Source organism: Kribbella sp. DT2 (assembly GCF_049844575.1).
In the GTDB taxonomy this organism is placed as follows: Bacteria; Actinomycetota; Actinomycetes; order Propionibacteriales; family Kribbellaceae; genus Kribbella.
Map to the genome: position 1 here is coordinate 620,704 of NZ_JBNCLH010000004.1, position 26,324 is coordinate 647,027.

Genomic DNA, 26,324 nt, shown 5'->3' on the forward strand with positions numbered 1-26,324 from the left:
CCCTGGACCCGCGGACGGGCGGGCCCAGGGCGGGACGCCCCGCCTACGGCATGCGTTCGTAGGCGGGGAGGGTGAGGAAGTCGGCGTAGTCGTCGGCGATCGCTACCTCGAGGAAGGTTTCGCGGGCGTCGGCGTACGCCGTGGGGTCGTCGCCGAGCTTGGCGATCTCCTCGTCGGCGATGGTCGTGACCAGCTCGGCGGTCACGACGGAGCCGGTGTCGAGGACGACCGCGTTGCGGCGCCACTGCCAGATCTGGGAGCGGGAGATCTCCGCGGTGGCGGCGTCCTCCATCAGGTTGAAGATGCCGACGGCGCCGGTGCCCTCGAGCCAGGCGGCCAGGTACTGCACGGCGACGCTGATGTTGTTGCGCAGGCCCGCCTCGGTGACCTCGCCGGGGGTCGCGGCGACGTCGAGGAGCTGGTCGGCGGTCACCGAAACCTCGGAGCGAAGCTTGTCCAGCTGGTTCGGGGACGAGCCGAGGACCTCGTCGAAGACATCGCGGCAGGTGTCGACCATGCCGGGGTGGGCGACCCACGAGCCGTCGAAGCCGTCGCCGGCCTCGCGGGTCTTGTCGGCCTCCACCTTGGCGAAGGCCTGCTCGTTGACCGCCGGGTCCTTGCTCGGGATGAACGCCGCCATCCCGCCGATCGCGTGCGCGCCGCGCTGGTGGCACGTCCGGACGAGCAGCTCGGTGTACGCCCGCATGAACGGCACGGTCATCGTCACCGAGTTGCGGTCCGGCAGCTGGAAGTCCGCGCCGCGCGTCCGGTAGGTCTTGATCACGCTGAACATGAAGTCCCAGCGCCCCGCGTTCAGCCCGGCCGAGTGCTCGCGCAGCTCGTACAGGATCTCCTCCATCTCGAACGCCGCCGGGTACGTCTCGATCAGGACCGTGGCCCGGATCGTGCCGCGCGGGATCCCGAGGTACTCCTGCGCGAGCACGAACGCGTCGTTCCAGAGCCGCGCCTCGAGGTGCGACTCCATCTTCGGCAGGTAGAAGTACGGCCCCTGGCCGCGGTCGAGCTGGAGCTGCCCGCACGCGGTCAGGTACAGCGCGAAGTCGACCAGCGCGCCCGACGTCCGCTCGCCGTCGACCAGCAGGTGCTTCTCCGGCAGGTGCCAGCCGCGCGGCCGGACGACGATGGTCGCGAGCTCGTCGTCCGGTTTCAGCGCGTACGACTTGCCGGCGTCGCTGGTGAAGTCGATCTTGCGGGTGACCGCGTCGAGCAGGTTGAGCTGCCCGCCGATCACGTTCTCCCACAGCGGGGTGTTCGCGTCCTCGTGGTCGGCCAGCCAGACCTTGGCGCCGGAGTTCAGCGCGTTGATCGTCATCTTCTGGTCGGTCGGCCCGGTGATCTCCACCCGTCGGTCGACCAGCCCCGGCGCCGGCTCGGCCACCCGCCAGTCCGGGTCGTCCCGTACGGCGGCAGTCTCGGCCAGGAAGCCGAGCGACCCGCCCGCCGCGATCTCCTCGACCCGGGCCCGGCGCCGCTCCAGCAGCTCCAGGCGGCGCGGGTTCAGCGCGCGGTGCAGCTGCTCGATCAGCCCGAGTGCCCGCTCGCTCAGGATCTCGTCGTACCGCTCGTGCATCGGTCCCGTGACCTCGACTGCCACCACCAGCTCCTCTACTCGACGACCAAGACTTCGTGATCCGTGATGCGTTCCACCTCGACCGTAATCCAGCCGTCCGCCGGCGTCACCGCGACCTCCCCGCCACCGACCAGCAGCGAAGCCCGGCTCCCGCTCGCCCGGACCGACACCGTGAACGGCCCGCTCGGCGTGAACTCCTCCAGCCGACCCCGCCACGCGCCGCCCTGATCGAGGTTGACCAGGTGCACGATGGTCCGCTCGCCCTGCCGGTAGACCTGGCAGTCGAGCACTCCGGCCCCTTCGACACGCAACGGCAGTTCACCGGCAAAACGCCGTACGAGGTTCGCGAGCAGCCGGCCGTGGTCCGGGTGGTGGTAGCGCGCGTACAACCGGTCCAGATCAGCCGCCAGGTACGCCGTCCGCTCACCGAGCACCAGCGCCGGTACGTCGGTCCGCGGCTCCGCCATCCACGACTTCTCCGGCGGGTAGATCGGGAACGGCGGCACCAGCGTCAGCGCCGCCGCGCCCTGCACCACTTCCAGCGCACCACCGAACGGCAGCAGATCGGTCCCGTCGAACCCGTCGGCCACAGATCGGTCCTCGATCCGCAGGTAGCTGTGGCTGTCGTACGTCTCCCAGCTCCCCGACGACCCGCCGACCTGCCGCTCCCCGCTGTGCCGTACGCCGAGCAGCTCCCCCAGCGCGAAGTCCTCGCGCCGGTCGCCCCACTCGTCGTACAGGCTCGATTCGCCGGTCACGATCAACCGACCGCCGCTCTCGACGTACGAACGCAGCTCAGCGCACTGCGAGTCAGTCAGCACACCGACGTTGGGGACGATGAGACAAGCAAACGACGAGTCGATCTCAGCAGTCGGCAGGTACGGAATGCGCGCCCGCACCAACGCGTCCACCCACCCGCGGTACGGCAACTGACTCACCGTCTCCGGATCGTCCTTGCCGTGGAAGTCCACACTGCGCTGACTCCACAGCAACCCGACGGTCGCGACCGGCTCCCGGTCCACCAAGTACCGCTCCGAAGCGGCGTGCCACCCGAACAGCGACTCCGCCGTCGCGTACTGCCGCCGGTCCTCGTGCACCGACCCGATGTGGTGCCACCACGGCTGGATCCCGCCGGCGAACCCCTCGACCGCCCACATCCGGGCCTCCGGCGCCGGCTTGCTCCCGAGCCGGAACGTCGGCGTGCCCGCGTCGTACATGGCGGTACTCTCCGGGATCAGCGCGTCCCACCCGAGCATCCCGTGCAGCCGCTTGCCGGTGTCGGCGTTGGCCTGGAACCCCGACTCGTCCTTGCGCCACTGCGCGTCGAGCAGGAAGATCGGCGCCCGCGAGCAGAGCGCGACGTCGTCCCGCAGCCGTTTGCTCTGGGCAACGACCTCACCCCCGTTCATCCCGATCCACAGGCAGTCCGGGCCGCCGACGCGCCGGGTCACCTCGTTGTTCAGGTCCCACACCGCCAGCCGCCGGTCGTAGCTCCAGCGGATCCACCGCCGGTACGCCGGATCCGCCCAGTCCACCGCAGCAGGCAACTCCAACCCGACCAGGTCCTTGAAGGAGGCAGCACAGTTCGCGCAGTAGCAGATGCTGTCCCGGTCGAGCCCGCTCCAGCTGTTGTCCGTGATCCCGTCCGGCGCGGTCCGCTCGATGATCTCCTCGAGCACCCCGGTCAGGAAGTCCTTGTAGTAGGGCCCGGTCACGCACGCGACGTACAGCTCCCCCGCCCGATAAGGCTCCCCCGACGCATCCACAGCGAACCAGTCCGGATGCGCGTCGTACAACGGCTGATGCGCCCGGTTGGAGTCCATCCGGGCCAGTACGGTCAGCCCTTCCTCGCGTGCCGCGGCCACGATCTCGCCGTACAGGTCGCGGTCGCCGAGGAACTCCGCGCGATGGTGCAGCGGGTACTTGCTCGGGTAGTAGGCGACGATGCCGCCCGCGTTGACGATGACACCCTGCACCCTGGTCCGGCGCCACTGGCCGCGCCACCAGTCCGCGTCGTACCGGGCCGGGTCCTTCTCGGTCAGGTTGGTCTGGGCCCAGCGCAGCGTGCGCCGGTACCAGGGTGCGCCGGTCATCCGGCCAGGCTCTTCAGCGCGTCGCCGGAGCCGGACAGGTTGTCCAGCACCATCTCCGAGTACTTCCGGCTCAGCACGACCCCTTCGGCACCGCCTTCGAACGCGGCCAGTACGGCGTCGCGCACGCCGTCCCGCGTGCACGCGGTCAGGTCGCCCTCGTTGTCGTCCCAGTTGATCTTGGTCCCGAGGTCACGCGGCGACTCCAGCCCGCGCTGCTTGGCGACCCCGACCGGGATGTCGATGTCGATGCCGGGGTAGATCGCGCTCTGCCCACCGACGCCGGCCACGGCCCGCTCGGTCTCGCGCCGGACGTAGTCCGCGGTGAAGCCGGTCTGCGGCAGCTTGCCGTACGAGCCCTCGTCGAGCTGCAGCAGTTTCATCATCAACGGGTACACGTCCTCCGGCTCCGCGTCGGCGAACAGCGCACCGCAGATGCTCTTCACCCAGGTGAAGAACCGGGGCCCGGCGCAGTTGTTGTAGATCACCACCTTGATGAAGTCGGAGAACTTCGCCATCTCGGCGTAGTCCTGGTCCGCCCGGTAGAACGGGCTGAACGAGATGTTGTGGTAGACGTGCCACCCAACCTGTACGGCGGGCGAGAGCGCCTTGGCGACCCCGTAGATGTCGCGGTACAGCTGCCGCTGGCTCTCCGTCCACAGTGTCTGCCAGGCCAGCACCTCGGGGAAGTTCAGCAGGATTCGCCAGAACGCGACGAACGCGCCGTCGGCCGGCCGCTCACCGGCGCCGACCCGGTGGTTCCACTCGACCAGCTCGCGGTACCCGCGCATCGCCCGGTCGACGTCGATCCCGCGGTCGCGCCCGAACTGACGGCAGTGCGGGCAGAAGCAGCCGACCTCGGCCACGTCGACCGTGCCCTGCATCAGCATGTTCAACGGGCCGGGCCGCTCCGAGCACCACGCGAGACCATCGAGCTGGTAGCTCTGCAGGTAGTCCTCGACGAAACTCAGGTGCCAGTTGCGGTAGTCCGGGTTGTTGAAGCACGGCCGGCGACCGGGCCGTCCCCACGCGTCGACCTCGAGCACCTTGACGAAGTTCGCGTAGGTGCGCAGCTGCTTGGCACCGCCGCTCTCCTCCATCCAGGCGAACGACTTCATGCCGCGCTCGCGCGCCTTCGGGATCACCTCGCCGAGCAGGTCGAGGTCAGGATGCTCGGGCGCCTGCCCGGCGGAGCCGAGCACGGTGTTGCCGTAGTACTGCGGGTGCGTGGTCGCGTAGTTGCCACCGACCCACCCCAGGTCGTACTCCTGGCCACCGTGGTCCGGGATCGGGTGCCCCGGGATCTGCCGACCGCCGGTGCCCCGGGTCCAGGTCGGCGTGGCCAGGAAGAGCGCGTTCACCGCGCCCCGGTCGGCCAGGATGTCCAGTGTCTGGTCGACGCCTTCGTCGACGAACGAAACCGCTCCGATCTGCATGGCTACGAGCCGGTCCGGCACGTCGCTCACCCCTTCATTCCTGTCATCGTGATGCCTTGGATGAAATAGCGCTGCGCGAAAAGGAAGACGGCGATCACCGGTACGACGGAGACCGTCGCACCGCACATCAGCAGACTGATCTGGGTGAAGTACTCGCCCTGGAACTGGGCCAGCGCCACCGGCAGGGTCTGCAGGTTCTCGGAGTTGATGTAGATCAACGGCCCGAACAGGTCGTTCCACGACTCGAGGAAGGTGAACACCCCGATCGCGGCCAGGGCCGGTTTGGTCTGCGGCAGCATGATCCGCCAGTAGATGCCGAACGTGGAGGCACCGTCGATCTTGCCGGCGTCCTCCAGTTCCTTCGGCACGGTCAGGAAGGACTGCCGCATCAGGAAGGTCGCGAAGACCGGCGTGAGCACCTTCGGCACCCACAGCGGGTACTGGGTGTCCACCCACCCGATGTGCCGGAACACGATGTACTGCGGGATCAGGTAGGCGATGCCGGGGATGATCGAGGTGGCCAGCAGCACGATGAACGCGAAGTCCCGCCCGGCGAACCTCAAGCGGGCGAAGGCGTAACCCGCCATCGACGCGACGATCAGGATGCCGATCACGTTCAGCCCGGCCAGCTTCACGCTGTTCCACAGGAACACCGGGATCAGCTCGAAGATCTGCCGGTAGTTGTCCCACTGCGCGTCCTTGGGCAGGAACTGCGGCGGGACCGACAGCACCTGCGCCTCCGGCCGCAGCGAGGCACTGACCATCCACACCAGCGGCGCCAGGAAGGCTGCCGCGAACAGCGTCATCACGACGTACTGCGAGGTCTTGGTGGCGATTCTCATGTGTAGAACACCCACCTCTTCTGCAGCCGCCACTGCAGGAACGTGACGGCGGCGATCACCGCGAACAGGATCCAGGCCATCGCCGAGGCGTAACCGACCTTCCCGAAGCCGAACGCGTTCTGGTAGATGTTGAAGATGTAGACGCTGGTGGAGTGTCCCGGCCCGCCCTTGGTCATCACGTAGATCAGTCCGAAGACCTGGAACGACGTGATGAACTGGGTGATCAGCAGGAACAGGAAGTGCGGCGTGAGCAGCGGCAGCGTGATGTAGCGCAGCCGCGCCCAGGCCCCGGCGCCGTCGATCCGGGCCGACTCGAAGTACTCCTCGGGCAGGCCCTGCAGGCCGGCCAGCAGGATGATCATCGGGTAGCCGATGCCCTGCCAGACGCTCACCAGGATCACCGCCGGCATCGCCCAGCTCGAGCTCGACAACCACTGCGGGCCGGAGATCCCGACCTGGCCGAGCATCCCGTTGATCACCCCGTTGTCGGGCTGGAAGAACCAGAACCAGACGAACCCGATCGCGACCACGTTCGTCACGTACGGCGCGAAGTACGCCGTCCGGAAGAACGCCACGCCCTTGATCGGCCGTGAGCAGAGCAGGGCCAGGATCAGCCCGACCCCGATGGTCAGCGGGATGCTGGCCAGCGTGAAGTAGATCGTGTTCTTGAACGTCTGCACGAACAACGGGTCGTTGCCGAACAGGTCCTTGAAGTTCTGCAGCCCGACGAACTTCGGCGCCGAGATGCCGTTCCAGCTGGTCAGCGACGCTCCCATCGAGACCAGGATCGGGAAGAACTGGAACACCACCACCCCGACCACGATCGGACTGATGAACAGCCAGCCGACGAGGTTCTGCCGGCGGCGTTCCCGGCGTGCGCCCGCGACCGCGACGGGGCGGTCCCGGGTCGGCAATAAGGTTGCCATAGGCAATCAGCCTTTCGAGCCTGGTCGGGGTCAGCCCTTCAACGCGGTCTCCACCTGGGGAGTGACCTGCTTGAGCACGTCGGCGACCGATTTCTCGCAGTTGTAGGCCTGGTCGAGCGCGGGCCGGTACAGCTCCCGGGCGCCGAGCGTGTTCTTGGTCTGGTTGGTCGCGGTGAGGTGCTTGGACGCCTCACCGAACAGGCCGATGTGCTCGGGCATCTTGCCCTTGGGCGCCAGGCCGGCCGCGGCCTTGTTGTTGATCGGCGTGAACGAACCGCCCTCCAGCAGGATCCGGCCGCCTTCCTCGCTGGCCAGGTACTTCAGCAGCGCCCAGGCCTGGTCGGGGTTCTTGGCCGTCTTGGGGATGCAGAAGACGATCACGCTCGACTCGGTCTTCTGCTCCAGGTCGGCCGGCGGCGGCGCGACGTCCCAGGTGAAGTCCTTGATCGTGCTGCGCAGGTACGGCACCGTGCCGAAGGTCGCGTAGAGCATCGCCAGTTTGCCCTGCGCGAACATCTGGGTCTCGGCGTTGTCCTGCTGCAGCGCCGACCACGGCGGCTGCACCTTGTCCTTGCAGGTCAGGTCGGTGGCCCACTGCAGGGCCTCGATCTCCTGGTCGCCCGAGAGCGTGAACTTACTCCCGTCGGTGGAGAAGATCCCGGTCTCGCTGCCGTGGTTGACGGTGAACGTCTGCTCGTACCCGGTGTCCAGGTAGATCAGCCCGCCGTACCGCTGCCCTGGAACGGTGAGCTTCTTGGCCCGGTCGACGAAGTCGTCCCAGTGCCAGCCCTCGGCGCTCCACGTCGTCGGTGGCAGCGGTACGCCGGCCTGCTTGAACAGATCGACGTTGTAGAAGATCAGCCGGGGCTCGTAGCCGACCACCCAGGCGGTGTGCGAGCCGTCGGTCTGCTTCGGGAACTCGTACACCTCCTTGGCGAACTGCGCGGTGTCGAGCCCGTCCTTCTCGATGTACGGGCGCAGGTCCAGCAGCGCGCCCTGCTCGGAGAAGCCGCGGACGAAGTCGTCGTTGATCCGCATCACGTCCGGCGGTGCTCCACCGGCCAGCAGCGTGCGCATCTTGGTGTCGTACTCCTGGGTGACCGCGGGCTGGACCGTGACGGTCACCCCCGCGGCCTTCTCGTGGGCCTGGATCGCCTGCTCCAGCGGCGTTCCCTTGACCTGCTGCCAGTTGAGGAAGGTGAGGCCCTTGCCGCCACCGCCCGCCTCGTTGCCACCGCCACCGCACCCGGCGAGCACACCGCCGGCCGCTAGTCCGCCCAGCCCCGCCAGGAACCTGCGGCGGCTGAGGTTGGAGGGGATTGTCTGCACCGGAATCTCCCATCCACGAAGGATGAATACGTATACAATGAATACGTATACACAGCTCGGGATCCGAGGTCAACGGCGAACGGCCACACTCTTCAGTAGGGTTCGGGTCCGACCACGAGGGGAGGCCGCGGTGAGTCGACCACCGACGAGCAGGGATCTGGCGCGTCTGGCCGGGGTGTCGCAGGCGACCGTGTCGCGGGTGCTGACCAACAACCCGAAGGTGAACCCGGAGACCCGGGCGCGCGTGCTGCAGGTGCTCAAGGAGGCCAACTACACGCCGAACGCGCTGGCCCGCGCGATGAAGACCGGGCGGACCGACACCATCGGGGTGTTCATGACCCGGGTGACCAGCCCGTTCCACGCCGAGCTGCTCGACGAGATCGGCCGCGTGCTCAGCTCGGTCGGGCTGCACATGATCCTGTGGAACATCGAGCACGACCCCGAGGAGTCGGTCAGCAAGGTGCTGCAGCAGCGCCTGGTCGACGGGTTCCTGCTGACCTCGGCGACGTACGACTCGACACTGCCCGCGATGGCCGTCGGGTCCGGTACGCCGACCGTGCTGCTGCACCGCGGCATCGACGGCCTGAACTGCGACCAGGTCGTCGGCGACAACTGGCAGGGCGCGTACGACGCCGGCAAGTACCTCGCCGAGGCCGGCCACTGCGAGATCGGGCTGGTCCGGCTGGAGCACACCGGGAACACGTCCCGCGACCGCGAGCTCGGCTTCCGGGCCGCGCTCGACGAGGCCGGCGTGAAGATCAAGGCGCGCAACATCGTCACGGTCGGGGTCCCGCACGCCGACGGCCACGCCGCGGCGCAGAAGCTGCTCACGCAGAAGAAGCCGCCGACCGCGATCTACACGATGACCGACCTGCTCGCCTTCGGCATCCTGGACGGCGCCCGGGCGCTCGGCGTACGCGTTCCCGACGACGTGTGGGTGGTCGGGTACGACAACACCGACCTGGCGGCCTGGGAGTCGTTCGACCTGACGTCGGTCGAGCAGCCGGTCCACGCCATCGTCGAGTCCGGCGTGGACCTCCTCCGCCGCCGCATCGTCGAACCGGACCGCCCAACCGAGATCATCACCCTGCCGTGCCCACTGGTGGTGAGAGGTTCGACTGCGAACACGCCTTCTTAGTTCTGCAACTGAGGCAGCACGTCCTGCAGGACTTTTGCGTGGTCCTCCGGTGCCTTCAGGTCCATGCCCATCGTGTTCACGCTCAGGTGGGTTGCGCCGATCTCCCGCCAGGCCTGGGCGAACGCGGCCCACTCGGTCTTGGGGGTGCGGCCGAGGGTGAGGCGTGCCTCGAAGCCGATCTCGGCCGGATCGCGGCCGGCCTCCACGGCGTACTGGCGGACGCGCTCGACGGCGGCACGCGCCGCGTCGTCGGGGTCGCTCTGCGGCATCCAGCCGTCACCGATCTTGCCGGTACGACGCAGCACGGCCTCCGCCGTACCGCCGAACCACACCGGGATCCGACGCTTGGGCAACGGGTTGAGCCCAGCCTCGACGACCTGGTGGTACTTGCCGTCGTACGAGATGACCGGCTCGGCCCAGAGCCTGCGCAGCAGGTCGACCTGCTCCTCGAGCTTGGCGCCGCGCTGCTTGAACGGGACGCCGAGCGCGTCGTACTCGACCTGGTTCCAGCCGATGCCGACGCCGAGCCGGAGCCGGCCGCCGCTGAGGACGTCGACCTCGGCGGCCTGCTTCGCGACCAGCGCGGTCTGGCGCTGCGGCAGGATCACGACGCCGGTGACGAGCTCCAGCTCGGTGGTGACCGCGGCCAGGTAGCCGAAGAGCACGAAAACCTCGTGGAACAAGGACTTGTCGGTGTACCCCGACCAGCCCGGGCGGTTCGTCGGGTCCGCGCCGAGCACGTGGTCGTAGGCCAGGGCGTGCGTGTACCGGGCCCGCTCGACGGTCTCGGCCCAGGACCGGACCACCGCCGGGTCACTGCCGATCTCGAGCTGGGGGAAGACGGCACCGATCTTCATCCGGTAACTCCCTGCAGTAGTTGAGGATTTCCTGTCATCCGAGCTGCTCACGCAGTCGCTGGGTGACCTCCCAGGCCGCGGCCGAGTGCGGGCCGGGCGCCGAGTCGACACCGTGGTAGCGCACCTTGGCGAGCACGACGCGGACCGCGATCAACGGTCCGTCCGCACGCTCGTCGAGGCGGTCGCCCGTGCCGGTGAGCTCCAGCGGTCCGAAGCCCGCCGGCTTGGGCGCGCCGGAGAGGTTGAGCTGGACCCCCAGGCTGATCGCGGGGGCGTACTCGGCGTGCAGTTCCTGGTAGTAGTCGTCGAAGCCGTAGTCCAGATCGGCCACGAACTCGTAGCCGGGTCGGTCCAGGGGCTCGAAGTCGAGCGTGAAGTTGGTGGAGTCGGGCGCGCAGTTGGACGGACGGCCGGTGCGGATCGCGAGGCCGCGAACCACGCGGCCCGGGAAGGTCGGGGTCATCCGCGCAGTCCCCGCAGCAGGCCGACCATCCCCTGCACGGCCTGCTCGAAAGGCGCGTCGTCGGCGGCGGCGCGGGCGAGCACGTAACCGCCCTGGAGCACGGCGGCGACGGTCGCCGCCGTCGCGACCGGGTCCAGGCCCGGCGGGAACTCACCGGCTTGCTTGCCCTCGGCAAGGATTTCGGCGAGGCGTTCGCGGATCCGCCGAAAGGTGGCCTCGACCGGCGCGCGCAGCGCGGGGTCGGCGATCACGTCCGGGTCGGCGGTGAGGCGGCCGATCCGGCAGCCCTTGAGGACCTCCCGGTCGCGTTCCAGGTACCGCGTGATGCGCTCGAGCGCCGTACCGGGTCCGGACAGCTGCTGCTCGGCGGCCGCGGTGAGCTCGGTCGCGGACCGCTCGATCGCCGTCCTGGCCAGCTCCGCCTTGCCGGTGAAGTGGTGGTACATGCTGCCCTGCCCGGCGTCGGCCGCGGCCTGGATCGCCTTCGGGCTGGTCCCGACGTAGCCCCGCTCCCAGAGCAGCTGCTGCGTGCTCCGGATCAACCGTTCGACTGTCTCCACCTCTGCAACTGTACCCAGGGGTACAGCTTCGAATGGTGTCCCCGTACGGCGACCGATAGTCTCGGTCGCCATGAGCACCTCCGTGGCGATCGCCGTGATCACGTTCCGGCGACCCGAGCTGCTGAAGGACCTGCTGGACAGCCTGCAGGCCCAGGAACTGCCTGACGGGAGCGACTACGCCGTACGGATCGTCGTGGTCGACAACGACGCGGCCGGCTCGGCCGCGGAAGTGATTGCCGCGTCAACCGGCCCGTACCAGGTCGAGTCGGCGATCGAGCCGGAGCCGGGGATCCCGTTCGCGCGGGAGAAGTCGGTGCGGCTGTGCTGGGACGACGACGCGCTGATCTTCGTCGACGACGACGAGGTCGCCCCCGCGGGCTGGCTGGCGACGCTGCTCGGCGCCTGGGAGAGCACCGGCGCGGACGTGGTGACCGGCCCGATCCAGGGCATCCTGCCGCCGGACGCCCCGGCCTGGAACCGGTACAGCGACGTGCACGACTCGACCGGCAAGCACAAGACCGGTGACGTGCTGAACAAGGCCTACACGAACAACACGCTGGTCGCGCGGAAGGTGTACCACCAGGTCACGCCGGCCTTCCACCCGGCGTTCCGGTTCACCGGGTCGAGCGACCTGCACTTCTTCCTGCGCGTGCACCAGGCCGGGTTCCGGATCGTGTGGTGCGAGGAGGCCCGGATCACCGAGGACGTGCCCGCGTCCCGGACGACGCTGCGCTGGCTGGTCCGGCGCGCGTTCCGGTCCGGCAGCGGCGACAGCATCTCCCGGGTCCTGATCCGGCCGGGGGTGGCCAGCACCGTCAAGGCGCTGGCCTATGCTCTGGCGCGGATCGGGTCGGCCTTCGCCTACGGGCTGGCCGGTCTGGTGCTGGTACGCAAGACCTATCTGCTGAAGGCCGTTCGCCGGTTCTTCTCGGGCATCGGCAGCCTCGCGGGCATAGTAGGGATCAACCATGACGAGTACAGGGAACGGCACCACACCGACGGTGGCGACGCTGTGCCACGCGATCTGGCAGCTGGAGAGGGAGCTGGATCTGCTGAGCTGGCGGATCCAGGGCGCCCACCCGTGGCCGATCATCCGGATGCGCGTCTTCCATGAGCTGACCAAGCGCGGCGGGATCCACGGCGAGCCACACCCGGTACGCCGTACGCGCTCGGACAAGGCCCGACTCGTCGGCAAGCACGTCGCCGGAGTCGTCGGGAAGAACCCGTTCCTGGCCAGCGGCGCGTACGACGCCCTGGTGGTGCCGCACCCGCGCAAGCCGGCCGGGATCGAGATCTATACCGACAAGCTGCGCACCGAGCTCGGCTCGTCGGCGCTGGTCCTGGACTCCGGGATCAACGGGACACCGCTGGCGGGCAGCCGCAACCTGGACTTCTTCACCTCGGCCGCGGGCGCGGTCCGCAGCCGGTCGGTCGACGCGCGCAGCACGACGATCACGAACGCGCTCGAGGCGCTGACCGGCGTCAAGGTCCCGATCGGCGCGCTGGTCGCGCGGGAGATCCCGAAGCACCTGCGGCTGCGCACGCTCTACCGCGCGCTGCTGCGGCGCCACCGGATCAAGACCGTGTACTCCGTGGTGTCGTACTTCCACCAGCACATCACCGGCGCGGCCCGCGACCTCGGCGTACCGGTGATCGAGCTGCAGCACGGCGCGATCAGCCCGTACCACCTCGGCTACAGCTACCCGGGCAGCCCGGTGGTCGCAGACCAGCCGGACGAGCTGTGGTGCTTCGGCTCGTACTGGGAGACCGTCGCCGAGCTCCCCGCGGGGATGTCGACCGCGGTGATCGGGGCGCCGTTCCTGCCGGCCGCCGACGCGTCGCTGAAGATCGGCGACCAGGTGCTGTTCCTGTCGCAGGGGACGATCGGGCCGGCGCTGCTGGACTTCGCGGTCGAGTTCTCGGCGGCGCGGCCGGAGCTGGACGTGGTGTTCCGGCTGCACCCGAGCGAGCACGTGACGGACTACGCGGTGCCGGGCGGGTCGCGGGTGCGGCTGTCGGCGGGATCGGCGGAGTCGACGGTCGAGCTGCAGCGGGCGGCGGCGTACCAGGTGGGTGTGTCGACGACGGCGCTGTTCGAGGGGATGGCGCTCGGGTGCAGGACCGCCGTGGCCGAGCTGCCGGGTCACGAGTACCTGCAGCCCGTCGTGGATCTCGGGGACGCGTTGCTGGCGCCGGATGCCGGGACGCTGGCGGGGCGGCTGGACGATGCGCCGCTGTGCGCGGACAGTTCGGTGTACTACGCGGCCGACCAGCTCAGCGCCGTACTGAAGGATCCCTCCCGATGAACCCGAGCAGTCGGTCCTGGAGCGGCGCGTCCGCCGGGACCTCGACCTCCGGGCCGAACACCTCGACGTCGGGACCGAAGGCACCGGGCGTGCGGTAGAGCGTCATCATCTCGGCCGGGATCGACGTCGTGCTGCGCCAGAGCCGCTCGACGTCCTCCGGGTGCATCGCCTCGTCCTGCCCGGTCGCGCGGGCGAGGTCCCAGCCGTGCAGCACCAGGTCGTCACTCACCACCTGATCGATCTGCGCCTCGGCCGTCATCCGGCCGGTCGGCGTGTCAACCTCCTGCGCGGCGAGCTCGGGGTTGTCGAGCACTTCCTCGACCGCGACCCGCGCCTGCTGGAAGGTCTTCAACGGGTCGTCCCCCGCCCCGAACGACCGCCCCACCGGCCCGAGCATGTACCCGTGCATGGCAACGACATGGTCGACCACGTCCCGCGCCGACCACTTCACGCACGGCGACTGGTTGTCCCAGTCCCCCGGCGCCACCGCCGCCACCTTCCTCTCGAAAGCCGCAGCCCGCCGCCGGTACCGGTCCCCGATTTCTCCCATCGGGCCACCTAACCACCCGAAAGCCCGAAACAGAACCGTTTGCCCAGCCTCGGCGCGGCCCCCCACGTACGACGCACGTCGCCTCACCCCGAACATGAACAGCTGCCACCGCAGCCAGGCCTCCTCTGCCCTCACCTGCTTCCAGGTCGCAGCCCGGCCAGCACGAACGCCCACTCACGGGGACCTTGAACACCAACCGGGGACCCCGGACACGCCATGCCATGTCTAAGGACCCGATTTGGTGTTCAAGGTCCCCGGTCTATGTCGGTGGAGGTTCGTAAGGTCTCGGCATGCGTTCGGTGGAGTTGGGGCGGAGTGGGTTGCGGGTCAGCGAGCTGGGGCTGGGGCTTGCCTCGTTGGCGGGGATGTTCGCGGTGGTGCCTGAGGACCAGGCGGTGGCGACGATCGACCGGGCCTGGGAGCTGGGGGTTCGGCTCTTCGACACGGCGCCGGTGTACGGGTACGGGCTGTCCGAGCAGCGGGCGGGGACGGCGCTGCGGGGGCGACCTCGGGACGAGTACGTGTTGTGCACGAAGGTCGGGCGGTTGATCGAGCCGGGCGGGCAGGACCTGCAGCCGATCTGGGCCGAGCCGCCGATCGGGGTCGGCCCACGGCTGGACTACTCGTACGGCGCGGTGATGCGCTCGTTCGAGGAGAGCCTGGAGCGGATGGGGATCGACCGGATCGACGTCCTGCACATCCACGACCCGGAGCTCGACTTCGCCACCGCCTCGACCGCGGCGCTCCAGGCGCTCGTCGAGCTGCGCGACCGCGGCGCGATCCGCGCGCTCTCGCTCGGCATCAACCACGCCGACGTCGCCGCCCGCTTCCTCCGCGAAGCGTCGACGACCCCCGACTGCGTCCTCCTGGCCGGCCGCTACAGCCTTCTCGACCACACGGCCGCCGACGAGCTGCTCCCGCTCGCGCACCAGCTCGGCGTCTCGATCATCGGCGCCGGCGTCTTCCAGGGCGGCCCGCTCGCCGCGGCACGCTCGTCCGTCGGCTACCCACCGCTCACCCCCGAGGCCGCCGCCCGGCTCGACCAGCTCCGCACGATCAGCGACCGGTACGGCGTACACCTGCCGGCCGCTGCCCTCCAGTTCCCCCTCATGCACCCCGCGATCCCGACGGTCGTCGTCGGCGCCCGCACGCCCACGGAGATCACCGAGGTCGCCGCGTACCTCGACCACACGATCCCCCCGGCGTACTGGCGTGCCCTGGAACAAGCGGGCCTGATCCCGCTACGGTCGGCCTGAGGAGGTGCCATGCGATTCGCGCTGATGCACAAGACCAACCCCGCGCTGGAGGCCGGGCAGGCCCCGGACCCGGAGGTGATGGCCCGCGCTGACGCGGTGCTCGAGGAGATGCGCCAGGCGGGCATCCTGCTCACCGCCGAGGGCCTGCTGCCGAGCAAGCACGGCGCCCGCGTCAGGTTCCCGGACGGGCCGCCGCGCGTGCTCGACGGCCCCTTCACCGAGACCAAGGAGCTCGTCGCCGGCCTGTCGATCATCCGGGTCGCCTCCAAGGAGGAGGCCGTCCAGTGGGCCCTCCGCTTCGCCGAGGCCGATCCCGGCACCGAGATCGACATCCTCCAGATCGCCGAGTGACCACCCCCGAGCAGGCCAGCCCACCACCCGCCCGCCTCCGGCTACTACCGCCTGCCTCCGGCTACGGCCCCGGCGGGTAGTGCGCACCTTTCGAGGCGTCACCCCAGCGACCACTTTGAGCACCGGCCAGCCGTTTCCACCGGCGATTGCCGACCGAACCGTGCACAAAGCGGAGGCGGCGTACGAGCTGCTCCGCGCGCGGGCCTGCGCCGCGAGCTGGTCGCGCGAACCGAAGGCCCGAGTAGCAAACACTTTGTGCACCCACCAGCCGTTTCCGCGGGCGAGAGGTGACTGAGCGGTGCTCAAAGCGCGGAGTGGCTGCGGCTCGGGGCCGAGCGCGGCCGCCCCGGGGGTACCGAACGACAGGAGGTGTGCGTGCGTCGGCCGGTTCCGGCGGGGCGGCTGCGCTCGGGAGGCAGGACGGGAGCGCCGTGGCGTGGACATATCCTGTCGGGCGGTACCGGCAGGTCCTCGCGGCGGGCGGCCCCGAACCGGGTCAGTTCGACGGCAATCATCCTTGATAGTCAGTAATAGTTGCCATATCACTCGGCCACGTTGGTGGCCGCCCACTGGCCGAGGTCGTCGCGCCGGATCGCGGCGGCCATCAGGTCCGGGAACAGATCAGGGGTGCAGGCGAAGGCCGGGATCCCGAGGTCCGCGAACGCGGCGGCGTTGTCGGCGTCGTACGACGGAGCGCCGGAGTCGGCCAGAGCCAGCAGAGCGACGACCTGTACGCCGGACTCGACCAGCGACCGCGCCCGCCGCAGCAGCTCCTCCCGGTTTCCGCCCTCGTACAGGTCGCTGATCAGCACGACCACGGTCTCCGCCGGGCGGGCGATGAGCGTCTCGCAGTAGGCGAGCGCCCGGTTGATGTCCGTGCCGCCACCGAGCTGCGTGCCGAACAGCACGTCGACCGGGTCCTCCAGCTGGTCGGTCAGGTCGACGACCGCCGTGTCGAAGACGATCAGGCTGGTCCGGAGCGACCGCAACGACCCCAGGACGGCGCCGAACACGCTCGCGTAGACAACCGACTCGGCCATCGAGCCGGACTGGTCGATCGCGAGCACGATGTCGCGCTGGACGCTGTGGTTGCGCCGGGCGTACCCGACCAGCCGGTCCGGGACGATCGTGCCGAGCGCCGGCGAGAAGTGCTTGAGGTTGAGCCGGATCGTCCGGTCCCAGTCGATGTCGGAGTGCCGCGGCCGCGCCGTCCGCCCGGCCCGGTCGAGTGCGCCGGTGACGGCCGCCCGGGTCCGTTCGGCGAGCCGCTTCTCCAGGTCCGCGACCACCCGGCCGACGACCTCGCGCGCGGTCTGCTTGGTCTCCTCGGGCATCACCTCGTTCAGCGCGAGCAGCGTGCTGACCAGGTGGACGTCGGGCTCGACCGCGTTCAGCAGCTCGGGTTCCATCAGCATCCGGGTGATGCCGAGCCGCTCGACGGCGTCGCGCTGCATCACCTGCACGACAGAACTGGGGAAGTACCCACGAATATCGCCCAACCATCGCGCCACTCTCGGCGCCGACGACCCGAGCCCGGCCGACCGATTGGTCCCCGGCTCGCCCCGCTCGGCGTCGTACAGGGCGGCCAGTGCGGCGTCGACGGACTGGTCCGCCTTCGACAACGACGTCCCGGTCTCCGGATCCGCCTCGCTGCCGAGCACCATCCGCCAGCGGCGCAAGCGTTCGTCGTCCATCAGACCCCCAGCAGTCGCGCGACCGTCGGCAGCACCGAAGCGGCCAGTTCGGCGTCGAGATCGTCGTCAACGGCAACAACCTGCACGGCGCCGCCGAGCGCCTGCGCCCGTTCGCCGATCGACCGCCGCTCCGGCTTCGCGAAGGTCCCGAACGTCCTGCGCAGCAAGGGCAGAACCTCCAGGAACGCCTCGTCCGGAATCCCCGCCAGCCACCCGTCGACCAGCGCCAGCAGCCGCTCGTCGTGCACGAGCAGCAACCCGCCACCGGCCAGGAACCCCTCGACGTACCCGGCCGCCTCACCGGTCGGTGTCCCCGGCGACAACGCCCGGCCCAACCGCAGCGCGACCTCGCCCGACTCCACCCGCGACGTGTCGAGCATCAGCCGCGTCAACCGCCCACCGATCAACGGCGGCACCGACGCCCGGTCGCTCAGGTTCTCCAGCGTCCGCAGCCAGAGCTCCCGCGACTCCTCCGACAGCAACGCCGTCGCATCCTGCACACCGTCGATCCGCTCGAGCACGGACGCCGCCGCCTCCGGGTCCAGCCCGTGCACCGTCCGCCCGAGCCCAGCGCACACCCGAGCCACCATCCGCTCGGCGACAGCGCCCAGCCCGGCCGTGTCACTTCCCCGTACGTCGCCGTAGCGCGCGGACCTGGCCAACGCCGGCAGCGCGGCCATCAGGTGCCCGACATCCGCATCCTTCGCCGCGCGCGTGTCGACTCCCGTCAGCAACGCGGGCAATGCCTCGGCCAGGTCCGCCAGCAACGAGCGTTCCAGCGCCGATGTCACCTCGGCCAGCGTGGACGATTCCGAAGCAGCCGTGAGCATGACCGTCGTCGCCGCCCCGGCCACCGTCGTACCGTGCGCTCCCGCCGCGACGAGATCGACCTCGAGCCCCGGGTCCCACGCCAGCTTCCACATCTCCCGGAACGTGCCCTGCGCACGCCGGTCGTCCGAGGTCGGCAACCCCCAGGAGATCCCGAGAATCCTCAACCGGTGCAGGAGGTGCGACTTCTCCCGGTCGTTGTCCTTGCGCAGATCGAGATCGATCACGCGCTCGGCCGGGTCACGCTTGAGCCGCAGCCGCCGAGCCTGCGCCGCCAGATCCGCCGCCACCGGCGCCTGCGGTGTATCGCCCGGCACCGTCCCGAGCAGCTCGCCGACGACGGCTTCCCGCGTCACCAGGTCCAGCAGTACGTCGTTCCCGCCACACAGTACGGCGCGCGTCGCCTCGGTCATCTCGCTCAGCCCGGCGAGCGGCCGTTCCCTCAACGCGGCAAGGGTTTCCGCGAGCCGCACCGCCTCGATCACGTGCGCGCTCGACACCGGCAGGTCCTCGTCACGCAGTACCCGCGCGACCTTGGTCAGCCAGCGGGTCGTGATCTGATCCGGCGCGGTGAACAGGTGGTGGTACCAGCCCGGCGAGGTCACGCCGGCGCCGTACCCGCTCGCGTTGGCCAGCCGGCTGTGCGTCCACGGCACCCAGGTGCAGGCGACCTTGCGCTTGGCCATCCCTTTGAGGATCCGCGCGTCATGGGTTGCCGGGGGCAACGGCAAGGTCAGCGCCGGGACGTGCCAGGCGCCGCAGACCACCGCGATCCGCTCGAAGCCCTCCTTGATCGCCTTCCGCACCGTCTGACGCATGTACGCCTCACGCTGCGCCTCCCGGCCGGTCGCCTGCTCGTCGCGTCGCAGCTCACCCATCGCCTCCGCGATCACCGTGAACGGTTCGGCACCGTCGCGCCGGTGCTCGATCACGTCGTCCCACCAGCGCTCGGGATCGTCGTACCCACCGGCCGCGGCCAGCGTCGCGAGGGGGTCGATCGACGTACCGCGCTCGCGCTCGGACGACCCGAACATCAGCGCGGCCGGGAGATCGCAGAACCGCACCGGTACGCCGCCCGCCAGCGCGAACCGGATCGCCTGCCACTCCGGGCTGAACACCGCGAACGGCCAGAACGCCGCCCGCGTCGAGTCGTCGACGGCGTACGCCAGGAGCGCCACCGGCGGCACCATCTCCGGGTCCGCGGCCAGCTCGACCACCTTGTCGGCCTCGGGCGGTCCCTCGATCAGCACGATGTCCGGCTGCAGCTCCGCCAGGGCAGCCACCAGCGCACGGGCCGATCCTGGTCCGTGGTGCCTGATGCCGAACAGGTGCACAGACATCAGCTCAGGTCCCGGCACGCCCGGTAGAAGTCCGACCAGCCGTCGCGCTCGCGGACGACGGTCTCCAGGTACTCCGACCAGACCACCCGGTCGGCCGACGGGTCCTTCACGACAGCACCGAGGATGCCGCCGGCGACGTCGTACGAGCGCAGGACGCCGTCGCCGAAGTGGGCGGCCAGCGCCAGGCCGCCGGTGACAACGCTGATCGCCTCGGCGGTGGACAGTGTGCCGGACGGCGATTTGACCGCGGTCCGGCCGTCCTCGGTGCGGCCCGACCGCAGCTCGCGGAAGACCGTGACGACGCGGCGGATCTCCTCCAGCGCACTGTCCTGCGGCGGCAGCTCGAGCGAGGCGCCGAGCTGCGCGACCCGGCGGGAGACGATCTCGACCTCGTCGTCGGCGGAGTCCGGCAACGGCAGCACGACGGTGTTGAACCGGCGCCGCAACGCGCTCGACAGCTCGTTGACGCCCTTGTCCCGGTCGTTCGCGGTGGCGATCACGTTGAACCCCTTGCGGGCCTGGACCTCACCGGCCAGCTCCGGGATCGGCAGCGACTTCTCCGACAGGATCGTGATCAGCGCGTCCTGCACGTCGGACGGCATCCGGGTCAGCTCCTCGATCCGGGCGATCTTCGCCTCGGCCATCGCGCGCTGCACCGGGCTCGGGACCAGCGCGGCCTCGCTCGGGCCCTGCGCGATCAGCTGCGCGTAGTTCCAGCCGTAGCGGATCGCCTCCTCCGCCGTACCGGCCGTGCCCTGGACGAGCAGCGTCGAGTCACCGCAGATCGCCGCGGCCAGGTGCTCGCTGACCCATGTCTTCGCCGTACCCGGTACGCCGAGCAGCAGCAGCGCCCGGTCCGTCGCGAGCGTGGCGACGGCGACCTCGATCAAGCGGCGCGGGCCGACGTACTTGGGCGTGATCTCGGTGTCGCCGGCCTGCCCGCCGAGCAGGTAGGTGACCACCGCCGCGGGCGACATCCGCCAGGCCGGCGGGCGGATCCGGTCGTCCGTCGCGATCAGCGCGGCCAGCTCACCGGCGTACTCGTCCTCGGCGTGCGGCCGCATCACTGCTGTGGTGCTCATGACAGCTCCTCGTACATCTCACGACGGAAAATCAGGGTCTCGACGAGCCGCAGGCGCCAGGTGTCTTCCTCGCCGGTCGGCTCGCGGGTGATCGGGTGGTTCAGGACGTCAGGCGGTACGGCGCGTGCCGCGGTGCTCGCCAGGCGGGCCCAGCTGCGGTGCGTGCCGGCTTTGGCGAGCAGGTCCAGGACCAGCACCGCGAGGGGCGCGGGCCAGGGCACGGGTAGGCCGCCGACGAGCTCGGACAGGTCGATGGTGGTCCGCAGGTGGTCGACGGCTCTTGGCAGCTCGTCTTCCGGGAGCACGCGCAGCAGCTCGCTCGTGCGGCCGTCGGTCGCTGCGTTGCTGAGTAGGAGGGCGCGGGCCCAGTCGGCGTTGTGCTCGCGGACCGCTGCTTCGGCCCAAGCTGCTTGGAGGACTTCGGGTGCTACGCCTTCGACTGGTAGCTGGTTGGTCTCTGGCGACGGCAGAGGGGCTGCGGCGACGAGCTGCTTGAGCCAGCCGGCTCGGCGGCCCAGACCGGGATGCGCCTGCGGGTCGATGCCGTCGCGCTCCATGGCTTTGGTGACGCGCTCGGGCAGGGTCACCGCCAGCACGCCCTGGGACTCCATCAGGTACGTCGCTACGCGCTCGGTCATCCGTACGCCGTACTGCGAACCTTCGATCCGTGCCAGCAGCTCGGCCGCCAGTCTCCTGACTTCCTTCGACCTGTCGTCGAGAGCCTGCTCCAGGAACTCCTCGTCCGCCTTGCTCACCTTGGCCTTGAGCGCCCCGAGGAACTCCAGCCGCGTGCCTGCTGTCTCCGTCGGCCACACCTCGCGCAGCGCCTCCAGCGCGGCCGCTGGGTCGCTCTCCCTCAGTCTCCTGAACCACGCCCGGCGCTGCAGTGAGTTCCCATGCGTCCACAGCTCCGGATCGTCGCTGACCGCCTCGTGCAGGAACCGCCACTCCGGGTTCAGGTCCGCCAGCCAAGCCGCCCGCCTCCCCGCGGCGGCGACCACCAGCGGCCGGTACTCCGCCCGCCCTTTCGCGTAGTCCGCCAACGCGGGCAGGTGCTCGGGCGGGATCCCCCAGCCCTTCGCCTCGGCAACCCGCAACCACTCACCGAGCGCCGCCGACTGAAACCCCGTCATCATCGCCGCCAACCGGCGGATCGCGTTCGACCGAGGCAACGGCCGGTCGTCCCCGGTGGCCTCCGGCAACGGCTCAATTCCCTGCAGGGGAAGGCGTCCCGCCCGCTTGTAGAGCGTCGCCAACGCGGCAGCATCCAGCAGCCCGGCCTCTTCCGTCAGCTGCTCCTGCACAGCCGGAGGCAACTCCTCGAACACCGGAGGCCGCCGATCGGTCCCGAGCAAGGCCGAGGACACCAGGCCGTCCCAGCCCCTCACAGGATCACCGCTCTCTCGCCGTCCCACACTGTCATCGGCCGAAATCCTGCGCGGTTCCATTCCCCGGAAACGGTGATCGGAGCGCCTGCAGACACCGCCAAGAGCTTCCAAGGGTCGAAGCTCGGCAGGACTTCCAGCGCGCCTTCGTCGTCCACGAGAGCCCACGCCGTGCCGTTGCGGGCCGGGCGAACGTCCTGGAGGACCAGCGGCCAGCGTTCGTTCCACGGGTCGGCGGTCAGGGACTCCACGTACGCGGCGAGAGCCTGGCGGGTGGACAGGCCCGACGGCCTGGTGCCTGGGAGGCGTGGCGCGGTTTGAGTCAGCAATGCACGCAGCGGAAGTGCACCTGGGTAGAACGAGAGGACAGCAGGGACGACCTCCCCAGGACGCGCAGGCAGCGGATCCAACCGTCGTCCCGCCGGCGCGAACGCCAGGATCAATGCCAACCGTCCACTCGTTGCCCCGCGCAACCAAAGCCGCCGGACCGTCAGACGGTCGTCCGGTTCGACCACACGCCCGAGGACGAGCCAGTCGTCCTCGACCTTCTCGCCCTCGGCCTGCACGCGCGCCGTCTCGACGGTCCAGCCGATCCGCGTCTGCACCGTGTCCGCCATGGAGGGCGGCAGCTCAGCCATGCGGCCGTGCGCCGACACCGTCAGGTGGATCAGCGCCAGCTCCTCCAGCAGCTCCCCCGGCCACCCGTGCCCACGCCCCACCACGCCGGCAGCACGCCGTACGGCGCCGGCTACGCCGGGAGCCTGCGCGTCGACCATGCGAGCAGCCAGCCGGGTCAGCTCCTCGTAGCCGCGCTGCTCGAACCCGCTGAGCCCCCGCCGTACCTGATCGTCCAGCCAGCTCTCCAGCTCGGCCATCCCCGCAGACACCCGGTCAGCCCGACGCGACGCCCGCACCTGAGCCGCCAGCGGGTCGGCGACCTCACCCGGCTTCTTCTCGGCGCGTTCAGCCGCCTTCTCCGCCCGACTGCTCCGCTCGGCCAGCCACGTGTCGACCCACTCAGGCTCCTCCGCCGCGGACAGTGCACCAGCCGCCCAGAGCAGCATCAGCCCCAGCGAGTGCTTGCACGGGAACTTCCGGCTCGGGCAGCTGCACTTGAACGCCGGACCGCTCAGATCGACCGACGTCTGGTACGGCGACTTGCCGCTGCCCTGGCAGAACCCCCACAGCGCGCCCTCGGAGCTGCCCGCGTCGGACCACTTGGCCACGCGGGCCTGCGCCTGCCCGGCCTTGGCGGAGGCAGGATCAGGCGCCAGCGCGAGCACCTGCTCCACATCCCAAGGCCCCACGACGCTCCCCGCTCTCACCTACCCGACAGACGAGAGCATGCCATCCAGGGCGGACAGCTCAGCCGAAGGCCTGCTGCTCGGACTCGTAGTGGCTGGGGTACCCGTTGTCAGCCCGGTGCCCGTTGACCGCCGGCGTCGGGCTCGTCGGCTGCGCCGACCTCGAGGCGGGGGTCGAGCCGACCGGCTGGCCGGAGGCCGGAACGCCCGGCTGCGCCGGCGGCGAGGTCATGGGGTGTGCCGCCTGCGAGCCGACCGGCTCCGCCGGCGGCGAAGCGACCGGCTGGGCCGGCGCCGGAGCTGGCGGCGGAGGCGGGGTCTCCGACAGCCCGTCCCGTACGGCGCTCAGCAGCTGCTGCTCGACTGCCTGCAGCCCGGCGATCCGCTGGCGGATCGCCTCCTCCTCCGTCCGCGCGGCCGACACGATCTCCTCGGCCTCGGACTTCGCCGTCTCGCGCAGGTGGTCAGCAGTCCGCTGGCTCGCGCTGAGCACGCTCAGCTCGTACCGGCGCAGCTCGTCCACCCAGGCGCCGTCCTGCGGCTGCCCGTTCAGCACCGGTGCCATCGGGTGGTCGCCGTCGACCACCGGCAGCGTCCGCTCGAGGTCGGCGATCTGCTGGTCGACCCGCGTGAACAGGTCTGCCACGTCGGTCCGCATCTGGCGGATCACGGTTGCCGCCGCGGCGACCCGCTCGGTGGCCTCCCGCTCGCGCTCAAGCGCTGTCCGCTCGGCTGACGTGATCACCCCGAGCGCGACCAGCGCGTCTCGCTCGGCGTCGTCGGTCGGCTCCGGGACCACCCCGGTCGACGCCGCACCAGGCGCCGCCGCAGCCGCCAAGTCAGCCTGCGCGCCGACACCAGCACCCGCGTCGTCACCATCCCCACTCATCGCAACAGTCCGCCGCAGCGGCACCTCCCGGATGAACAGCACCGCCAGCAGACTCACCACCCCGGCCGCGGCCGCGATCAGGAAGATCCGGCTCGTCGCGTCGCCGTACGCATGCCGTACGACTTCCGCCAGCTGCGGCGGCAGCGACCCGACGTCGAGCACACTCGTCCCCGAGCCGTCCTGCAGCGCCCGGCCCGCCTCAGCGCCCTCCGGCCCGAGTGCCCGCAGGTTGCTCGCGATCAGCTCGGTCACGCGGCTCGCCAGCACAGCGCCCAGCACCGAGACGCCGACCGCACCGCCGAGGCTGCGGAAGAACGTGACGGACGCACTGGCCGCTCCGACCTGGCTGACGTCGACGGTGTTCTGCACGGCCAGCACCAGGTTCTGCATCAGCATGCCCATGCCGAGGCCCATCGCGCCCATGCCGACCGCGAGATACCAGTACTCCGTCGTGTGGTCGATCGTCCCGAGCACCCCGAGGCCGCCGATCAGCAGCAGCCCGCCGAGCACGAGGTAACGCTTCCACTTGCCGTACCGGGTGATCATCTGGCCGGCGCCGACCGAACCGAAGAACGAGCCGAGCATCATCGGGATCGTCAGCAGCCCGGACTCGGTCGCGCTGTAGCCGCGCGCGATCTGGAAGTACTGGCCGAGGAACACCGCGCTGCCGAACATCGCGAGCCCGACCGCCAGGCTGGCCACGATCGCCAGTGCGGTGGTCCGCTCCCGGACGACGGACAGCGGGACGAGCGGCTCCTTCGCGCGGGTCTCGACCACCACCGCGAGGATCGCGAGCAGCGCCGTACCGCCGAGGTAGTACGCCGTCTCGCGGGACCACCACGGGAAGTGCGTGCCGGCGAACGAGACCCAGACCAGCGGCAGGCTGGCCGCGCCACTGATCAGGATCGCGCCGAGGTAGTCCATCCGGACCTTCCGCTTGACCAGCGGGAGGTGCAGGTACCGCTGCAGCACGACGAGGCTGATCATCGCGAGCGGCACGCAGACGTAGAAGCACCAGCGCCAGCCGAGCCAGCTGGTGTCGACGATGACGCCGCCGAGCAGCGGACCGCTCACCGTGGCGACGGCGACGACGGCACCCATGTAGCCGGAGTAGCGGCCGCGGTCGCGCGGCGGGATCGCGGCGCCGATGATCGCCTGCGCGAGCGCCATCAGGCCGCCCATCGCGAGGCCCTGCAGGACCCGGGCGCCGATCAGGAACGGCACGTTGTGCGCCATCCCGGCCAGCGCCGAGCCGATCACGAACAGCACGATCGCGAGCTGGACGAGCAGCTTCTTGCTGATCAGGTCGGACAGCTTGCCCCAGACCGGGGTGGAGACCGTCGTGGCCAGCAGGCTCGCGGTGATCACCCAGGTGTACTGGGTCTGGCTGCCTTGGAGGTCGGCGATGATCGTCGGCAGCGCGTTGCTGACGATCGTCGAGCTGAGCATCGCGGTGAACAGCGCGGCCAGCAGCCCGACCAGGATCTCGAGAATCTCCCGGTGGGTCAGCTCCGGATCGGCGGCCCGCGGCGGGGCGTCAGCCGGCGCTGGGAGATCGGGAGCGGCCTGGGCCTCGGTGACAGACATCGGGTGGATCCGTCCTCACGCAGTCGTTCGGCCGGAACAGCCGGTCGGGCTGCTCCGGGGCGGAGTACGGCCTCCAGGTCCTCACCCAGGCCTATTTGGTTGCAGTAGGAAACTGTAAGGCAGCTGAGCGTGACACTGCATGCCGGGTCAGTCATCGGAGCTGTTCGGCCGGTCCACGGCGCGGGACGCACGTAACGTCCACCGGCTCGTCAGCGATCAACAGCCGGAAGCCTCGGCGGTGCTGTCAGGGCCCGCCGAGGCTTCGCAGTTCCGATCCATTGCCGCCCCACTGGGTCAGCTGTCGCCACCACGCCCGGTGCGCGTCTGCAGTTCGTCGATCAGCTTCGACGCGTCCGCCTTGCTCAGTCCGTCCGGGACCTGCTCCCCGGCCTCCTGCGCGAGGGTCCCGAGGTAGGACTCCTGCGGCCCGGTCATCGGCTCGTCCCCCGTCGTCCAGTCCTCAGGCTCCTTGTCCGGCACCGGATGCACGTCCTGACTCATCAGTCCTCCTCCACGGCGT

At 70.0% G+C, this 26,324-nt stretch carries 22 protein-coding genes; 5 read left to right on the forward strand and 17 right to left on the reverse strand.

Translation table 11 applies throughout. The features are described 5' to 3' along the window. Positions 1-43: 43 nt before the first annotated feature. From aceB to ACLQ2O_RS20985, 6 genes are read right to left on the reverse strand one after another with little or no spacing between them, the layout of a single operon-like run. Positions 44-1,615, reverse strand: coding sequence for a malate synthase A (gene aceB, locus ACLQ2O_RS20960; RefSeq protein ID WP_425833846.1), 1,572 nt, complete (start codon positions 1,613-1,615; stop codon positions 44-46). A gap of 11 nt (positions 1,616-1,626) precedes the next feature. After that, entirely contained in the window at positions 1,627-3,684 is a 2,058-nt protein-coding gene (locus tag ACLQ2O_RS20965) for an alpha-amylase family protein (RefSeq protein WP_425833848.1), read from the reverse strand. Further along, positions 3,681-5,147 (reverse strand): hypothetical protein, encoded by a 1,467-nt coding sequence (locus tag ACLQ2O_RS20970; RefSeq protein WP_425833850.1) that lies wholly within the window; start codon positions 5,145-5,147, stop codon positions 3,681-3,683. Before ACLQ2O_RS20970 ends, ACLQ2O_RS20965 begins: the two co-directional genes overlap by 4 nt. Then, a complete protein-coding gene (locus tag ACLQ2O_RS20975) occupies positions 5,144-5,959 on the reverse strand; it encodes a carbohydrate ABC transporter permease (RefSeq protein ID WP_425833852.1) in 816 nt (271 codons plus the stop codon). Before ACLQ2O_RS20975 ends, ACLQ2O_RS20970 begins: the two co-directional genes overlap by 4 nt. Next, on the reverse strand, positions 5,956-6,885 hold the full coding sequence (locus ACLQ2O_RS20980; RefSeq protein WP_425833854.1) for a carbohydrate ABC transporter permease: 930 nt from the start codon (positions 6,883-6,885) through the stop codon (positions 5,956-5,958). The genes ACLQ2O_RS20975 and ACLQ2O_RS20980 overlap by 4 nt, the downstream gene beginning before the upstream one ends. A 30-nt stretch (positions 6,886-6,915) precedes the next feature. Beyond that, positions 6,916-8,214, reverse strand: coding sequence for an ABC transporter substrate-binding protein (locus ACLQ2O_RS20985; RefSeq protein ID WP_425833856.1), 1,299 nt, complete (start codon positions 8,212-8,214; stop codon positions 6,916-6,918). 130 nt (positions 8,215-8,344) lie between these two features. Here ACLQ2O_RS20985 and ACLQ2O_RS20990 point away from each other — a divergent pair, with 130 nt between their 5' ends. Further along, complete coding sequence (locus ACLQ2O_RS20990; RefSeq protein ID WP_425833859.1) at positions 8,345-9,352, forward strand: LacI family DNA-binding transcriptional regulator; 1,008 nt, start codon at positions 8,345-8,347, stop codon at positions 9,350-9,352. On the opposite strand, the gene ACLQ2O_RS20995 is transcribed toward ACLQ2O_RS20990, so the two are convergent. Genes ACLQ2O_RS20995 through ACLQ2O_RS21005 form a run of 3 tightly spaced genes read right to left on the reverse strand, consistent with a single transcriptional unit; the run spans position 9,349 to position 11,232 of the window. After that, positions 9,349-10,209 (reverse strand): LLM class F420-dependent oxidoreductase, encoded by an 861-nt coding sequence (locus tag ACLQ2O_RS20995; RefSeq protein ID WP_425833861.1) that lies wholly within the window; start codon positions 10,207-10,209, stop codon positions 9,349-9,351. The genes ACLQ2O_RS20990 and ACLQ2O_RS20995 overlap by 4 nt on opposite strands. A 34-nt stretch (positions 10,210-10,243) precedes the next feature. Continuing rightward, positions 10,244-10,672 carry a hypothetical protein gene (locus tag ACLQ2O_RS21000; protein ID WP_425833863.1) on the reverse strand — a complete coding sequence of 143 codons (429 nt, stop codon included), beginning with the start codon at positions 10,670-10,672 and terminating at the stop codon, positions 10,244-10,246. Continuing rightward, on the reverse strand, positions 10,669-11,232 hold the full coding sequence (locus tag ACLQ2O_RS21005) for a TetR/AcrR family transcriptional regulator (protein ID WP_425833865.1): 564 nt from the start codon (positions 11,230-11,232) through the stop codon (positions 10,669-10,671). Before ACLQ2O_RS21005 ends, ACLQ2O_RS21000 begins: the two co-directional genes overlap by 4 nt. 70 nt (positions 11,233-11,302) lie before the next feature. Here ACLQ2O_RS21005 and ACLQ2O_RS21010 point away from each other — a divergent pair, with 70 nt between their 5' ends. Together ACLQ2O_RS21010 and ACLQ2O_RS21015 are read left to right on the forward strand one after the other, a co-directional pair. Next, positions 11,303-12,346 carry a glycosyltransferase family 2 protein gene (locus ACLQ2O_RS21010; protein ID WP_425833867.1) on the forward strand — a complete coding sequence of 348 codons (1,044 nt, stop codon included), beginning with the start codon at positions 11,303-11,305 and terminating at the stop codon, positions 12,344-12,346. Beyond that, positions 12,330-13,538 (forward strand): hypothetical protein, encoded by a 1,209-nt coding sequence (locus ACLQ2O_RS21015; protein ID WP_425834017.1) that lies wholly within the window; start codon positions 12,330-12,332, stop codon positions 13,536-13,538. Before ACLQ2O_RS21010 ends, ACLQ2O_RS21015 begins: the two co-directional genes overlap by 17 nt. On the opposite strand, the gene ACLQ2O_RS21020 is transcribed toward ACLQ2O_RS21015, so the two are convergent. Beyond that, positions 13,507-14,088, reverse strand: a complete 582-nt coding sequence (locus ACLQ2O_RS21020; protein ID WP_425833869.1) for a TIGR03086 family metal-binding protein — start codon at positions 14,086-14,088, stop codon at positions 13,507-13,509. The genes ACLQ2O_RS21015 and ACLQ2O_RS21020 overlap by 32 nt on opposite strands. 290 nt (positions 14,089-14,378) lie before the next feature. Here ACLQ2O_RS21020 and ACLQ2O_RS21025 point away from each other — a divergent pair, with 290 nt between their 5' ends. Next, complete coding sequence (locus ACLQ2O_RS21025; protein WP_425833871.1) at positions 14,379-15,344, forward strand: aldo/keto reductase; 966 nt, start codon at positions 14,379-14,381, stop codon at positions 15,342-15,344. Between the two features lie 9 nt (positions 15,345-15,353). Beyond that, positions 15,354-15,695 (forward strand): YciI family protein, encoded by a 342-nt coding sequence (locus ACLQ2O_RS21030; RefSeq protein ID WP_425833873.1) that lies wholly within the window; start codon positions 15,354-15,356, stop codon positions 15,693-15,695. Between the two features lie 542 nt (positions 15,696-16,237). Here the strand turns inward: ACLQ2O_RS21030 and ACLQ2O_RS21035 are convergent. The 7 genes from ACLQ2O_RS21035 to ACLQ2O_RS21065 form a co-directional block, all read right to left on the reverse strand. Further along, on the reverse strand, positions 16,238-17,389 hold the full coding sequence (locus ACLQ2O_RS21035; protein ID WP_425833875.1) for a VWA domain-containing protein: 1,152 nt from the start codon (positions 17,387-17,389) through the stop codon (positions 16,238-16,240). Then, complete coding sequence (locus tag ACLQ2O_RS21040) at positions 17,389-19,557, reverse strand: DUF5682 family protein (RefSeq protein WP_425833877.1); 2,169 nt, start codon at positions 19,555-19,557, stop codon at positions 17,389-17,391. Before ACLQ2O_RS21040 ends, ACLQ2O_RS21035 begins: the two co-directional genes overlap by 1 nt. Continuing rightward, positions 19,557-20,639, reverse strand: a complete 1,083-nt coding sequence (locus tag ACLQ2O_RS21045) for an ATP-binding protein (protein ID WP_425833879.1) — start codon at positions 20,637-20,639, stop codon at positions 19,557-19,559. Before ACLQ2O_RS21045 ends, ACLQ2O_RS21040 begins: the two co-directional genes overlap by 1 nt. Beyond that, a complete protein-coding gene (locus tag ACLQ2O_RS21050) occupies positions 20,636-22,006 on the reverse strand; it encodes a DUF5691 domain-containing protein (RefSeq protein WP_425833881.1) in 1,371 nt (456 codons plus the stop codon). Before ACLQ2O_RS21050 ends, ACLQ2O_RS21045 begins: the two co-directional genes overlap by 4 nt. A 17-nt stretch (positions 22,007-22,023) precedes the next feature. Next, on the reverse strand, positions 22,024-23,331 hold the full coding sequence (locus ACLQ2O_RS21055; protein WP_425833883.1) for an SWIM zinc finger family protein: 1,308 nt from the start codon (positions 23,329-23,331) through the stop codon (positions 22,024-22,026). Positions 23,332-23,389: 58 nt separating this feature from the next. Further along, positions 23,390-25,804 carry an MFS transporter gene (locus ACLQ2O_RS21060; protein ID WP_425833885.1) on the reverse strand — a complete coding sequence of 805 codons (2,415 nt, stop codon included), beginning with the start codon at positions 25,802-25,804 and terminating at the stop codon, positions 23,390-23,392. A 294-nt stretch (positions 25,805-26,098) separates the two neighbouring features. Then, entirely contained in the window at positions 26,099-26,305 is a 207-nt protein-coding gene (locus tag ACLQ2O_RS21065; RefSeq protein WP_425833887.1) for a DUF3072 domain-containing protein, read from the reverse strand. Positions 26,306-26,324: the final 19 nt, after the last annotated feature.

Excerpts from the sequence above, each read along its gene's own strand:
- ACLQ2O_RS20965 (WP_425833848.1), bottom strand. The coding sequence starts at position 3,684 with ATGACCGGCGCACCCTGGTACCGGCGCACGCTGCGCTGGGCCCAGACC.
- ACLQ2O_RS20975 (WP_425833852.1), bottom strand. The coding sequence starts at position 5,959 with ATGAGAATCGCCACCAAGACCTCGCAGTACGTCGTGATGACGCTGTTC.
- ACLQ2O_RS20980 (WP_425833854.1), bottom strand. The coding sequence starts at position 6,885 with ATGGCAACCTTATTGCCGACCCGGGACCGCCCCGTCGCGGTCGCGGGC.
- ACLQ2O_RS20995 (WP_425833861.1), bottom strand. The coding sequence starts at position 10,209 with ATGAAGATCGGTGCCGTCTTCCCCCAGCTCGAGATCGGCAGTGACCCG.
- ACLQ2O_RS21000 (WP_425833863.1), bottom strand. The coding sequence starts at position 10,672 with ATGACCCCGACCTTCCCGGGCCGCGTGGTTCGCGGCCTCGCGATCCGC.
- ACLQ2O_RS21010 (WP_425833867.1), top strand. The coding sequence starts at position 11,303 with ATGAGCACCTCCGTGGCGATCGCCGTGATCACGTTCCGGCGACCCGAG.
- ACLQ2O_RS21015 (WP_425834017.1), top strand. The coding sequence starts at position 12,330 with ATGCGCGTCTTCCATGAGCTGACCAAGCGCGGCGGGATCCACGGCGAG.
- ACLQ2O_RS21020 (WP_425833869.1), bottom strand. The coding sequence starts at position 14,088 with ATGGGAGAAATCGGGGACCGGTACCGGCGGCGGGCTGCGGCTTTCGAG.
- ACLQ2O_RS21025 (WP_425833871.1), top strand. The coding sequence starts at position 14,379 with ATGCGTTCGGTGGAGTTGGGGCGGAGTGGGTTGCGGGTCAGCGAGCTG.
- ACLQ2O_RS21030 (WP_425833873.1), top strand. The coding sequence starts at position 15,354 with ATGCGATTCGCGCTGATGCACAAGACCAACCCCGCGCTGGAGGCCGGG.
- ACLQ2O_RS21035 (WP_425833875.1), bottom strand. The coding sequence starts at position 17,389 with ATGGACGACGAACGCTTGCGCCGCTGGCGGATGGTGCTCGGCAGCGAG.
- ACLQ2O_RS21040 (WP_425833877.1), bottom strand. The coding sequence starts at position 19,557 with ATGTCTGTGCACCTGTTCGGCATCAGGCACCACGGACCAGGATCGGCC.
- ACLQ2O_RS21045 (WP_425833879.1), bottom strand. The coding sequence starts at position 20,639 with ATGAGCACCACAGCAGTGATGCGGCCGCACGCCGAGGACGAGTACGCC.
- ACLQ2O_RS21060 (WP_425833885.1), bottom strand. The coding sequence starts at position 25,804 with ATGTCTGTCACCGAGGCCCAGGCCGCTCCCGATCTCCCAGCGCCGGCT.
- ACLQ2O_RS21065 (WP_425833887.1), bottom strand. The coding sequence starts at position 26,305 with ATGAGTCAGGACGTGCATCCGGTGCCGGACAAGGAGCCTGAGGACTGG.